This window comes from Lysobacter yananisis (assembly GCF_031199375.1).
GTDB lineage: Bacteria > Pseudomonadota > Gammaproteobacteria > Xanthomonadales > Xanthomonadaceae > Lysobacter > Lysobacter yananisis.
The window spans coordinates 2,573,878-2,586,727 of sequence record NZ_CP133568.1 but is presented as its reverse complement, the minus strand read 5'-3'; the positions used below and the strand labels follow the sequence as shown (position 1 = coordinate 2,586,727).

The 12,850-nt window shown below is 69.8% G+C and carries 11 protein-coding genes; 8 read left to right on the top strand and 3 right to left on the bottom strand.

Features of this window, described 5'->3' with window-relative positions; all coding sequences use genetic code 11:
• Window positions 1–745: 745 nt before the first annotated feature.
• From RDV84_RS10900 to RDV84_RS10890, 3 genes are all read right to left on the bottom strand, one after another.
• On the bottom strand, window positions 746–1,525 hold the full coding sequence (locus RDV84_RS10900) for a TSCPD domain-containing protein (protein WP_309153425.1): 780 nt from the start codon (window positions 1,523–1,525) through the stop codon (window positions 746–748).
• 160 nt (window positions 1,526–1,685) lie between these two features.
• On the bottom strand, window positions 1,686–2,192 hold the full coding sequence (locus tag RDV84_RS10895; protein WP_309153424.1) for a hypothetical protein: 507 nt from the start codon (window positions 2,190–2,192) through the stop codon (window positions 1,686–1,688).
• A 265-nt stretch (window positions 2,193–2,457) separates the two neighbouring features.
• On the bottom strand, window positions 2,458–4,611 hold the full coding sequence (locus RDV84_RS10890; RefSeq protein ID WP_057949064.1) for an adenosylcobalamin-dependent ribonucleoside-diphosphate reductase: 2,154 nt from the start codon (window positions 4,609–4,611) through the stop codon (window positions 2,458–2,460).
• Window positions 4,612–5,508: 897 nt separating this feature from the next.
• Here RDV84_RS10890 and RDV84_RS10885 point away from each other — a divergent pair.
• The 8 genes from RDV84_RS10885 to RDV84_RS10850 all read left to right on the top strand — a co-directional run bounded on the left by RDV84_RS10885 (window position 5,509) and on the right by RDV84_RS10850 (window position 12,825).
• On the top strand, window positions 5,509–6,948 hold the full coding sequence (locus tag RDV84_RS10885; RefSeq protein WP_057949065.1) for a Do family serine endopeptidase: 1,440 nt from the start codon (window positions 5,509–5,511) through the stop codon (window positions 6,946–6,948).
• Between the two features lie 273 nt (window positions 6,949–7,221).
• Window positions 7,222–7,584 (top strand): hypothetical protein, encoded by a 363-nt coding sequence (locus RDV84_RS10880; RefSeq protein WP_057949066.1) that lies wholly within the window; start codon window positions 7,222–7,224, stop codon window positions 7,582–7,584.
• Window positions 7,581–8,090 (top strand): phage holin family protein, encoded by a 510-nt coding sequence (locus RDV84_RS10875; RefSeq protein ID WP_241833632.1) that lies wholly within the window; start codon window positions 7,581–7,583, stop codon window positions 8,088–8,090. Before RDV84_RS10880 ends, RDV84_RS10875 begins: the two co-directional genes overlap by 4 nt.
• Window positions 8,087–8,461 (top strand): hypothetical protein, encoded by a 375-nt coding sequence (locus RDV84_RS10870; protein ID WP_057949067.1) that lies wholly within the window; start codon window positions 8,087–8,089, stop codon window positions 8,459–8,461. Before RDV84_RS10875 ends, RDV84_RS10870 begins: the two co-directional genes overlap by 4 nt.
• A gap of 549 nt (window positions 8,462–9,010) precedes the next feature.
• On the top strand, window positions 9,011–10,132 hold the full coding sequence (locus tag RDV84_RS10865; RefSeq protein WP_309153423.1) for an AI-2E family transporter: 1,122 nt from the start codon (window positions 9,011–9,013) through the stop codon (window positions 10,130–10,132).
• Between the two features lie 7 nt (window positions 10,133–10,139).
• On the top strand, window positions 10,140–10,634 hold the full coding sequence (locus tag RDV84_RS10860; RefSeq protein WP_309153422.1) for an endonuclease V: 495 nt from the start codon (window positions 10,140–10,142) through the stop codon (window positions 10,632–10,634).
• Between the two features lie 71 nt (window positions 10,635–10,705).
• The gene (locus RDV84_RS10855; RefSeq protein ID WP_309153421.1) at window positions 10,706–11,452 is read left to right on the top strand and encodes an HAD family hydrolase; all 747 of its coding nucleotides are present in this window, start codon (window positions 10,706–10,708) and stop codon (window positions 11,450–11,452) included.
• Entirely contained in the window at window positions 11,449–12,825 is a 1,377-nt protein-coding gene (locus tag RDV84_RS10850; RefSeq protein ID WP_309153420.1) for a leucyl aminopeptidase family protein, read from the top strand. The genes RDV84_RS10855 and RDV84_RS10850 overlap by 4 nt, the downstream gene beginning before the upstream one ends.
• Window positions 12,826–12,850: the final 25 nt, after the last annotated feature.

Below are 12,850 nucleotides of genomic sequence, written 5' to 3'. Positions count from 1 at the left end.
GAACGCATCGGAACCCGCGCCCGGGATGCGGCGGTCGGCGTTGCCGGGCACGGCGGAGATGAGCGGGTGAAATACGGCGGGTACGACGGCTAACGAATTCATCCTGATCCTTGGACGCGACTACTGAACTCCTGCAAGCGCCATAGCATGCCCCTACTGACGTATCCGAAAGTGAGACTCGGTGCCGCGATCGTGCAATGCCGACCCCGCGGCCGATCCCGCTCGACTCGCCCCAGAGTCGTTCAGCACGGCTTCGTCCTGGGCAGTCGCTTGGCTTGAACGGGGGAGCATCGACAGATCGTCTCGGTGAAGCGCCACCACCGAGGCGACAGGCGCACGGCCGCCGAAGATGACGTCGGCGCGGTCGCGGAGTCGCCGCGCCGAGATCGGTCGCCAACGCCTGTCAGCCTGACAGCGTGGCTATCGAGACCCGGTCGACCGCGGCTTGGACTCACACCCGCTGACTATGCTGAACAACGTTCGGTCGGTCGCATCAGGAACGCGGCAGAGAAAACCCGGGCGCGCCACGCAACTCGCGACATTGCCGACGCTGCGGCAATAAAAAAGGGCTCCTAGGAGCCCTTTTTCAGCAGCATTAGCTTGCGCAACTGCGGCGCCGGCCGCTTCCGCGTGCGCGACTGCCCGGCAGCGACTTGCGGGCCGCCCACACAGCGACCCGATACAGCCCGAATCGCAGCGTGTGGCTTACCGCACGGACCAAGCCAAGCCGATCAACCGCCCCGCCTCACCCACACTTCGAATATCCGCAATTCAAACACGTCGCGCATCCGTCCATGATCACCACCGCCTTGGTGCTGCACTTGTGGCACATGGTCGCGCTGGGCGGGAAGCTGGCACCGTCGCCGGTGACGGTCACGTCTTCGTTGCGCGGGGCGACTACGGTGATCGAGGCGCCGGTGTCAGCGTTTTTTTTTGAGCGCTCTTCGTACGCGCGACGCTTCTCGGCGATCAGTTCGCGGTGGGAGTCGCTCATTTCCGGGTCGTGGATCATGCCGATCGACTTGAGGTGGTCTTCGACGATCGCGCCGAGCTCGGCCACCAGCGAGGGCATGTACACGCCGCCGGCCTTGAAGTAGCCGCCGCGTGGGTCGAACACGGCCTTCATCTCGTCGACCAGGAAGGTCACGTCGCCGCCCTTGCGGAACACCGCCGACATGATGCGCGTGAGCGCCACGATCCACTGGAAGTGGTCCATGTTCTTGGAGTTGATGAAGATCTCGAACGGACGCCGCGACTCGTGTTCGGTGCCGGCGTTGAGCACGATGTCGTTGATGGTCACGTACAGCGCATGCTCGAACAGCGGCGATTTGATCTTGTAGGTCGAGCCGATCAGGATCTCGGGGCGCTCGATGCGTTCGTGCATCTGGATCACGTCGGCGGTCGGCAGTTCTTCCGCCTTCACGGACGCGGCGCTGGCCGCGGCCGCTTTCGCCGCTTCCTTGGCCTTGTCTTCCGGCGTGACCACGCTGTAGCCCTTGATTTTCTTTTCGATCTTGACGGCCATCGGCCCGACTCCTGCGTTGCTGCGCTGCTGGTGCTGATTGGAGGAACTTCGTTGCCGGGCGGGAAACCGCCCTGCCCTCTCCCGCCGTGCGACGGGAGAGGGACTCAGGCCGGCCTGGCGGGGGCTCGCTCGGCGAAGGCGCGCCCGGCCAGGCGCCGGCTCAACGCTTGGCGGCCTTCTTGGCGGCCTTCTTCGCCGGGGCCTTCTTCGCGGCCTTCTTGGCGGCGGCCTTCTTCACCGCTTTCTTGGCCGGGGCCTTCTTGGCGACCGCCTTCTTCGCGGCCTTCTTGGCCGGGCTCTTGGCCGCGACCTTCTTGACCGCCTTCTTCACCGCCTTCTTGGCGGCGGCCTTCTTGGTCGCGACCTTCTTGGCGACCTTCTTGGCCGCCTTCTTCGCGGTCTTCTTGGCCGCGGCCTTCTTGCCGGTGGCCTTGGCCTTGAGCGCGCTCACTTCCTTCTTGGCCTCGGCGCTGGCCTTGGCCAGTTTCTTCTTGGCGGTGCCGACGGCCTTCTTGGCGGCCTTGCGGGCGCGGGTGGCGGTCTGCTTGACCGAAGCCACCGCTTCCTCGGCGCGCGTGGCGATGGCGCTGCCGAGGTTGCTCGCGGTTTCCTTCACGTTCTCCGCCGCCTGGGTCAGGGTCGCGGTCACTCCGTTACCGTTGCTCATTGGTGCCCTCCTGGTGGGCTTGTCTTGGCGTACGCATGGTCAGGTGCAGCAATCGGGGTGTTGCCGGAGTGATGCTATACCCGCGGCGCGCGAGAAAAACAGAGGGCGCGCGCCGCTTTCGACCGACGGCGCCGGCGCGGCGGCGGACCGTGGTCCGCGTCCGGATTTCCCGCCGCGGGCCGCGGTTTCGCGCGCCGCCGCCTGAACGCGAATGCCCGCCTCGCGCAGGCCGGCCCCGGGCCGGCCGCGCACGGCGGGCGCGCCGTCAGAACTTGCCGTAATAGCCTTCCTTCAGGGCGTCGAACAGGTTCGCGGCGGTGTGCATCTCGCCGTCGTACTCGATCTGCTCGTTGCCCTTGACCTCGAGCACGCTGCCGTCTTCGAGCTCGAAGCGGTAGGTGGTGTTCTCCAGGTCCGCTTCCTTGACCAGCACGCCCTGGAAGGCGGCCGGGTTGAAGCGGAAGGTGGTGCAGCCCTTCAGGCCCTGCTGGTGGGCGTAGCGGTAGATGTCCTTGAACTGCTCGTACGGGTAGTCCGTGGGCACGTTCGCGGTCTTGGAGATCGAGGAGTCCACCCACTTCTGCGCGGCGGCCTGGACGTCGACATGCTCCTTCGGCGAGATGTCGTCGGCGGCGATGAAGTAGTCCGGCAGCTTGGCCTCGGGCTCGTCGCTGAACGGCATCGCGCGGGCGTTGATGAGCTCGCGGTAGGCCAGCAGCTCGAAGGAATAGACGTCGACCTTTTCCTTCGACTTCTTGCCTTCGCGGATCACGTTGCGGCTGTAGTGGTGGGCGAACGACGGCTCGATGCCGTTGGAGGCGTTGTTGGCCAGCGACAGCGAGATCGTGCCGGTCGGCGCGATCGAACTGTGGTGGGTGAAGCGCGAGCCGACGTCGGCGAGTTCGTCGACCAGCTCCGGCGCCGCCTCGGCCACGCGCTGCATGTAGCGCGAATACTTGGCGTGCAGCACCTTGCCCGGGATGTCCTGGCCGACCTGCCAGCCGTCGCGCTTCATCTCCGGACGCTTGCGCAGCATCTCGGCGGTGACGGCGAAGATCTCGTCCATGATCGGCGCGGGACCCTTCTCCTTCGCCAGCGCCAGGCCCATCTCCCAGCCGGCCACGGCCATTTCGCGGGCGATGCGCTCGGTGAACTCGCACGACTCGGCCGAGCCGTACTTCATCTTCAGCATCGTGACCGTGCTGCCCAGGCCGAGGAAGCCCATGCCGTGGCGGCGCTTGCGCATGATCTCGTTGCGCTGCTGCTCCAGCGGCAGGCCGTTGACCTCGACCACGTTGTCGAGCATGCGGGTGAACACGCGCACGACTTCCTTGTATTCCTCCCAGTCGAACTCGGCCCGGTCGGTGAAGGCGTTGCGCACGAACTTGGTCAGGTTGACCGACCCCAGCAGGCAGGCGCCGTACGGCGGCAACGGCTGCTCGCCGCAGGGGTTGGTGGCGCGGATGGTCTCGCACCACCAGTTGTTGTTCATCTCGTTGACGCGGTCGATCAGGATGAAGCCCGGCTCGGCGTAGTCGTACGTCGAGACCATGATCATGTCCCACAGGTGCCGCGCGCGGATGTGGCCGTAGATCTTGCACGCCACCAGGCCGTCGTCGCGGACGATGTAGTTGCGGTGGGTCGGCCAGTCGCGCCAGACCACGACGTTGGCGTCGTCCAGGTCGAGGTCGCCGCGCTCCTTGATGTTGACCGGGAACACCAGCGGCCAGTCGGCGTCGCTGTCGACCGCTTCCATGAAGCCGTCGGTGATCAGCAGCGACAGGTTGAACTGGCGCAGGCGGCCGTCTTCGCGCTTGGCGCGGATGAAGTCCTTCACGTCGGGGTGGCTGACGTCGAACGTGCCCATCTGCGCGCCGCGGCGGCCGCCGGCGGAGGACACGGTGAAGCACATCTTGTCGTAGATGTCCATGAAGGACATCGGACCCGAGGTGTAGGCGCCGGCGCCGGCGACGAAGGCGCCGCGCGGCCGCAGGGTCGAGAATTCGTAGCCGATGCCGCAGCCGGCCTTGAGGGTCAGGCCCGCTTCGTGGACCTTGTCCAGGATCCCGTCCATCGAATCTTCGATGGTGCCCGAGACCGTGCAGTTGATCGTCGAGGTGGCCGGCTTGTGTTCCAGCGCGCCGGCGTTGGAGGTGATGCGGCCGGCGGGAATCGCGCCGCGGCGCAGCGCCCAGACGAAGCGCTCGTACCAGTACTGCTGCTTCTCGGCGTTGGGCTCGGCGTCGGCCAGGGCCCGCGCCACGCGCTGGTAGGTGCCGTCGATATCGGCATCGACCGCCTCGCCCGACTTGGTCTTGAGCCGGTACTTCTTGTCCCAGATGTCCTGGGACGCGGGCTGCAGCGCGATTTCCTGCTCTGCCGCCGGGTTCTTGACCGCCTCGAGGCGCACGGTGCTCATGCCTGTTTCGTCTCCTTCAATGGCGGCGGGCCGTTGGGTTGCGCCCGCCGCCGGTGGTTTCTTTGTACGAGGTAACCGGGGATCGTCGTGTTGCGGCGTGCCGGGTCAAGGGCACGGTGTTGCGCTCGCTACGTCGTTGGTGCTGGATCGGTGAAGCAGGTCGAAGCGGTAATCGGGACGTTCTTTTTGTGTCCCGGGACGTAGCTCCTCACTGACGTGTTGTGTATCGATTCACGTGTGTAGGAGTCGTCGCGGGTTGTCGCATCCGCTCGGGCGGCAGGAGCCCGGGGCGGGGTCGTTCGCGGCCCGTCGTCAGCCCCCCGCCGACGACGAAGCCCACGGCGCGTTGGCTTACGCGCCGCGTGCGGCCATTAGTGTCATTGCGAGGTTCGCGTCCGCTCTCGTCATGAGCATGTCCTGCCTCAAGGAGACGTGAAGACTTTCCCAAGCCGAACCCCTACGCTTGGGCTCCCTCTGCGGGGCCGACCACTACATGTTGTGGCCTCGCAGGGGAGTCACGCTACGCCCGGCGTCTGCGGAAGTCAACGGCTTGTTGATGACTATCACGCTTCGGCTGTCATCGCCGCGACCCGAATCGCAGCGCCGGCGCAGTCGGTCTGCAACGCCGAGGCACTTCGCCGGTGCGCCTCGGCACGGATCGGCTTCGCGCATCGCCACAAGGGCCACTTCATCGGTTATTTATTGCCGCTCTCCAACACTGCGGCGCAGCGGGGCGGACGCCGTCGTGCGGAACGCGGCGCGGCCGGCGCGGTCCAAGCCCGGCACGGCGCGCTTGAAGCCGGGCGCCGCCGCCACGATTGCTGAAACACGATTGCTGAGATCGGTCTTCGTCACCGCACCGCCCTTTCTTCCACGCACTTCCGGAACCGCGACACGATGCGTCCCTTGCCGACCCTGTTGACCCTCGCCCTGGCCGCCGCGTTCGGCGGCTTCGCCGCCACCGCCGTGCGCGAAGGCTTGCAAGCGCCGGCGCAGGCCGCGCCGCCGCCGATTCCCTCGATCACCGTGCCGGCCGCGGCCGCGCTGCCGGCCTCGGTCGCCGGCCAGGCGCTGCCGTCGCTGGCGCCGATGTTGCAGCGGGTGACCCCGGCCGTGGTCAGCGTGCACACCAAGCAGACGGTGCGCATCCGCAACCCGTTCGCCAACGATCCGATCTTCCGCCGCATGTTCCCCAACATCCCGCAGGAGCGGATCAACGAATCGCTGGGCTCGGGCGTGATCGTCGACGCCAAGAACGGCTACGTGCTGACCAACCATCATGTGATCGAGGGCGCCGACGAGGTCTCGGTGACGCTCGCCGACGGGCGCACGGTCAAGGCCGAGTTCCTGGGCTCGGACCCGGACACCGACGTGGCGCTGATGCGGATCCCGGCGCAGAACCTCAGCGCGATCTCGCTGGCCGATTCCGACGGGCTGCGGGTCGGCGACTTCGTGGTCGCGGTCGGCAACCCGTTCGGGATCGGCCAGACGGTCACCTCCGGCATCGTCTCGGCGGTCGGCCGCAGCGGCCTGCGCGGGTTGGGCTACCAGAACTTCATCCAGACCGACGCCTCGATCAACCCGGGCAATTCCGGCGGCGCGCTGGTCAACCTCAACGGCGAGCTGGTCGGCATCAACACCGCCAGCTTCAACCCGCAGGGCAGCATGGCCGGCAACATCGGCCTGGGCTTCGCGATCCCGGTCAACCTGGCGCGCAACATCAAGGACCAGCTGATCGCCAACAACGGCGTCGTGCGCCGCGGCACCCTGGGGCTGGAATCGCAGGACGTGACTCCGCAACTGGCGGCCGCGCTCAAGCTGGCCGAACCGCGCGGCGCGCTGGTCTCGCGCGTGTTCGCCGGCAGCGCGGCGGCGGCGGCGGGGCTGCGCCCGGGCGACGTGATCCTCTCGGCCAACGGCCAGCGGGTCGACGGCCGCGACGCGCTGCGCAACTTCGAGGGCTTGCAGTCGATCGGCAGCAAGATCGCGCTGGAAGTGCGCCGCGACGGCCAGGCGCTGCAGCTCGATGCGAGCCTGCGCGAACAGCCGCGTTCGATGCCCGGCGCCGATCTCGATCCGCGCCTGGCCGGCGCCACCTTCGGCGAGCTGCCCGAGCGCCTGCGCCAATCCGGATTGTCGGGCGTAGTGGTCGAAAGCGTGACCCGCGGCAGCCGCGCGGCGGCCAACGATTTGCGCAAGGACGACATCGTTCTTGCGGCCAGCAGCGGCAACTTCGACGATCTTCCGGGTTTCCGCGCGAGCTTCACGCGCGCTCCGGCACAGTTGATCCTGCGCGTGCAGCGCGGCAACGGCGTCGGCAACCTGGCCATCCGCTAGGGCCGCGGTCCTCGTGACCTTGCACGCGGGCCGTTAACATCGGCCCGCTAAGATCGACCCGCAAGCCCGCCCATCCATTCCAGGCAAGCGCGCCTGGTTCGTGGCAGACATGCAGATCCAGCGCACGCGACCGCCCGTCGGCCGCAGCGCGCGTCACCCGTTCATCGCCGTCGAGGGCAGCCACATCGCCCGGTCTTGTCACGGCCCGCCGAACCCGGGACCCGTTCCGCGGTTCATTCCCGCAGCACTACGGAGCAACACGGAGGAAACACCATGACCCCCACCTCGACCGACAACGTCAAGAGCAACCTCGGCCAGGCCGGCGGCCACCTCAAGCAGGCCGCCGTCGATGCCGGCGACGCCATCCGCAGCGCGGCCGGCGTGGCCGGCGAAGAGCTCAAGCTCGGCAAGGCCAACGTCAAGTCCGATCTCGCCGACAGCGCGCTGGCCGGCATCGCCGCGGCCGAGCACGCCGGCGGCGCGGCGCGCGAGCAGGTCGATGCGCTGATGGACAAGGGCCGCGACCTGATCGAAAGCGCCGCCGAGCTGGTGCGCGAGCGTCCGCTGGCGTCGTTCGGCGTGGCCTTCGCCGCCGGCTTCATCATCGCCAAGCTCGCGCGCAGCGGCGACAAGTGAGCGCAGGCGACGCGCCCCACGGCGAGCAGGCGCACGCCGCGGGTCCCGATGGCGGCGAGCCCCGGCAGGGGCCGCTGCCGATCGACGAGGCGGTGCGCGAGATCGGCGAGGCGGGCCGCGAGGGCCTGTCCGCCGCGCTCGACACCGGCCGCGCGCTGCGCGGCCTGCTGATCGCCGATCTCGCCCTGGCCCGCAGCGCGCTGGGACGGGCGCTGATGTGGGTGGCGGTGGCGATCGTGTTCGGCGCGTCCACCTGGTTGTTGCTGATGGCGGCGCTGATCGCGCTGCTGCAGGGCGCGTTGGGTTGGTCGTGGCTGGCCTCGATGTCGGCCGCAGCCGGCCTGAGCCTGGTGGTCACCGCGATCGGCGGCTGGCAGGCGCTGCGTTATTTCGAACACACCCGGCTCTCGGCGACGCGGCGGCAGTTGCGGCGGATGGGGCTGGGCCACGACGACGACGATGACGACGACCGGGGCACCGGCGCGCGTCGGCAGGAGGCGCGATGAGCCGGTTCGATCGTCTGCAGCGGCGCGTGGACAAGCGCGAGCGGCTGCTCGAAGGCCGCTATGAGCAAGTGCAGGAACGCAAGCAGGTGCTGCAGCGTTCCTGGCGCGAGGCGTGGACGCCGGGTCGGATCGTGATCGCCGGCTTGGTGTCGGGCTTCTTCATGGGCCGCGCCGAGCCGGTCAAGATCGCGGTCAAGAGCGGCAATCTGATGCAGATCGTGAGCCTGTTGTCGGGGCTGTTCGCCGGCGCAGGCGCGCAGGAAGCGGCCGATCAGGCGGGTCAGGCCGCCGGTCAGGCGGGGCGGGCGGCGCGCGCGGCGGATCAGGCGGCCGATGGCGCGCAGGCGGCTGCGGAGCGCAGCGCGGCTTGATTCGGTTTGTGAGGCGTTGGGGGTTGGTCGCGGATTGGTTGGATCGGGCTTCGGACGTCGTCCGGGGCCAGAGCGAGACTTTCGTGTATCTGACGCTATAGGTGGTGGGGCGAGACTTCGGGCTTCCGGACCTTGGCCCGGGGAAGCTCCCCGCCGGCTAGGGCCTGCGGCAAACGCCTGCGGGGAGCTTCCCCGGGCCAAGGTCCTCCACCGCTATTGAGGTCCTGCTTGTTTGCAGGCCGCATGCATCGCATCAACACGCATGCCCCATGCGCCCAGCACTTCCCTCCATAGCCCACGAAAGCCGCAGCCTCGGGCCTGCCGGAGTCCCTCCCGGGCCTTTGCCGCAGGCCTTGGCCCGGGAGGGACTCCGGCAGGCCCGAGGCCCCGCGTAAGCCCCGGCAAGCCCGATGTCCCGCGCAGGCTCCGGCAGCCCCGATCCCCGCGTAGCCCCCCAAGCCCGATACCAACGCGCAAGCCCCGAAATCCCGCTGGCGCCTACACACGCAAGAGCGCACAGTTTGCGCCGGCTCACCGCACGCTGCCGCCTTGACCCCGTCCGACTCCGCTCCCAACCCGCCGGCCACCGCCGTCCCGCCGCCCGCCAGCGAACCCGCGGCGACACCGCCACGCCCGCGCGGCCCCGTCTCGCTGCTGGTCCTGGCCACCCTCGCCCTCGGCTACACCCTGTGGGCGGCGCAGGAATTGCTGCTGCCGATCCTGCTGGCCGCGTTCTTCGCCCTGGTCGGCAATCCGATCCTGCGCCTGCTCGGCAAGCTGCGCCTGCCGCGGCTGCTGGGCGCGCTGATCGTGATGGTCGGCGGCCTCGCCGTCGCCGGCGCGCTGACCCTGCAGCTGGCCGAGCCGGCCGGCGAATGGGTGCGCCAGGTGCCCAAGGAACTCAAGCAGGTCGGCCCCAAGCTGCGGCAGATGACCAAGCCGTTCCAGGACGCCAACCGCGCCGCGCAGAACTTCGCCCGCGCCGCCGGCGGCGAGAACACCGCCAGACCGGTGCAGGTGGTCAAGACCGAACTCGACGACCCCTACCGCGCGCTGACCTCCACCCCGAAACGCCTGGCCCAGGTGCTGGCGGTGGTGCTGCTGACGTTCTTCTTCATGGTGTTCGGCGAATCGCTGCAGCGCAACGCCATCGCGCTGCTGCCGAGCCAGCAGAAGAAGAAGCTCACCATCGACATCCTGCATTCGATCGAGCGCGAGATCTCGCGCTACGTGCTCACCATCAGCTTGATCAACACCGGCCTGGGCCTGGCCCTGGCCGGCGCGCTGTACGCGCTGGGCACGCCGCTGCAGGAAGCGCTGCTGTGGGGCACGATGGCGGCGCTGCTGAACTTCGCCCCGTTCGTCGGCCCGCTGATCGGGGTCGCGGTAATGCTGGTGATGGGCCTGGTCGCGTTCGACCAACTCGGGCCGTCGCTGTTGCCGGCCGGGCTGTACCTGGGCCTGCACACGATCGAATCGCAGGTGGTCACGCCGCTGGTGCTGGGCCGGCGCATGCGCCTGTCGCCGCTGGTGCTGATGCTGGCGCTGATGTTCTTCGGCTGGCTGTGGGGCATCGTCGGCCTGCTGCTGGCGGTGCCGTTGCTGGTGTGCGTGAAGCTGGTGCTGGCGCGCATCGACGGCCTGGAAGGCTGGGCGCGGCTGCTGGAATGAGCGGCGCGTGATCCTCGCCACCGACGTGCATTACTTCGACGGCCGCGCGCGAGCGGCCGGGGTGCTGTTCGCCGACTGGAGCGACGCGCTCGCGGCGGCGACGCTGACCGCCGACATCGACGCGGTCGCCGACTACCAGCCCGGCGCGTTCTACCGCCGCGAACTGCCGTGCCTGGCCGCGTTGCTGGCGAAGCTGGACGCGCCGCCGGAGTGCATCGTCGTCGACGGCCACGCCTGGCTCGACGGCGCCGGCCGCCCGGGCCTGGGCGCGCACTTGTGGGAGTCGCTGCAGCGCCGGGTCGCGGTGGTCGGCGTGGCCAAGACCCGTTTCGTCGACACCCCGGCCGAAGCCGAGGTCCTGCGCGGCGGCGCGCGGCCGCTGTACGTGACCGCGGCCGGCCTGGAGCCGGCGCTGGCGCGCGCGGCGGTGGCGCGCATGGCCGGCGCGCACCGGCTGCCGGACTTGCTCAAGCAGGCCGACCGGCTGGCGCGCGGCGGCTGAACGCGGCGATCGCCGCGCACGGCGACGCGCGTCGTCCATCGGCGCGGACGCGGCAGGCTAAAATGGCCGCCATGAACTTCCCTGTCCGCGCCATCACCCTGGACCTCGACGACACCATCTGGCCGATCGCGCCGGTGATGGTGCGCGCCGAGGCGGTCCTCGACCAATGGCTGCGCACGCATGCGCCGCGCACCGCCGCGCTGTACCCGATCGACGCGGTGCGCGCGCTGCGCGACCGCATCGCCGGCGAGCGCCCGGACCTGGCCCACGACTACACCACCCAGCGCCGCCTGACCCTGCAGCACATGCTGCGCGAGTCCGGCGACGACCTCGCCCTGGCCGAGCCGGCGTTCGACGCCTTCTTCGCCGCGCGCTGCGAAGTCGAGCATTACGCCGACAGCGAGGCCGCGCTGGCGCGGCTGGCCGCGCGGGTGCCGCTGGCGGCGCTGAGCAACGGCAACGCCGACCTCAAGCGGATCGGGCTGATGCCGCTGTTCCGCTTCCAGCTCGGCGCGCGCGAGCACGGCCGGGCCAAGCCCGACGCGAGCATCTTCCACGCCGCCTGCGCGCGGCTGGAGTTCGAGCCGGCGCAGGTGCTGCACGTGGGCGACGACATCGAGATGGACGTCGTCGGCGGCCGCGGCGCCGGCCTGCGCACCTGCTGGATCAACCGCGAGGCGCGCCAGTGGCCCGGCCAGCATCCGCGCCCGGACCTCGAATTCTCCACCCTTACCGAGCTGGCCGACTGGCTGGATCGCACCTCCCTGGACCGCGCCGTCGTCGACGGCGCGTCCCGCACGGACACCACCTGCGCATGACCGAACCCCTAGGCTTCACCTCTTCCGCCAGCGGCGCCTTGCCGCTGGACCTGGTCGGCCGCGTCGACTTCGCCGCCTGGCGCGACGCGCTGCCGCCGGCCTCCGCCGCCTGGGTGCAGACCCAGGGCTTCGACGGCGCGCCGGGCACCGTGGTGCTGGTGCCCGGTCCCGACGGCGAACTGCTCGGCGCGGCGATCGGCATCGGCGATCCGCTCGATCCGTATTCCTACGGCCACGCGCCGTTCGCGCTGCCGGCGCGCAGCTGGCGCGCGCCGACCGGGCTGGGCCCGGGCGTGCGCGATGCGCTGCGCCTGGGCTGGGGCCTGGGCAGCTATCGCTTCGACCGCTACAAGGCGCCGCCGCGCGCGCCGGCGCAGTTGCTGGCCGAGGGCTTCGACGACGAAGTCTTCGCGGTGCTCGCCGCCAGCATGCGCGTGCGCGACCTGGTCAACACGCCGACCGAGCACATGGGCCCGGACGAACTGGAGCAGATCGCGCGCGGGATCGCCGAGCGTCACGGCGCCAGGATCGAGGTGATCGCCGGCGACGAGCTGCTGGCGCAGAACTTTCCCGCCATCCACGCCGTCGGCCGCGCCTCGCACCGCGCGCCGCGGCTGATCGCGCTGGACTGGGGCGACGCCGCGCACCCGCACGTGGCCCTGGTCGGCAAGGGCGTGTGCTTCGACACCGGCGGCCTCGACCTCAAGCCGGCCGACGGCATGCGCTGGATGAAGAAGGACATGGGCGGCGCGGCGCACGCGATCGCCCTGGCCGAACTGATCATGGCGCGCAAGCTGCCGCTGCGGATCACCCTGCTGGTGCCGGCGGTGGAGAACGCGGTCGGTCCCAACGCGTTCCGCCCGGGCGAGGTGATCGCCACCCGCCAGGGCACCAGCGTGGAGATCGACAACACCGACGCCGAAGGCCGGGTGGTGCTGTGCGACGCGCTGGCCTATGCCGGCGAGCGCAAGCCGGCGCTGCTGCTCGACTTCGCCACCCTCACCGGCGCGGCGCGGATCGCGCTGGGCCCGGACTTGCCGGCGCTGTATTCCAACCAGGACGCGCTGGCGCAGGACTGGCTCGACGCCGGCACCGCCCAGCGCGACCCGGTCTGGCGCATGCCGCTGTGGCGTCCGTACCTGCGCTACCTCACCAGCCACATCGCCGACATCGCCAACGGCGGCCCGTCGAAGATGGCCGGCTCGGTGACCGCGGCGCTGTACCTGGAGCGCTTCGTGCCCGCCGACCTGGCCTGGGCGCACCTGGACGTGTACAGCTGGAACGACGCCGACCGCCCGGGCCGCCCGGCCGGCGGCGAGGCCCAGGGCCTGCGCGCGGTGTTCGCCATGCTCAAGGCGCGCGCGGCCGGCTGAGGCCGGCGGCGCGGGAGGACGGCGG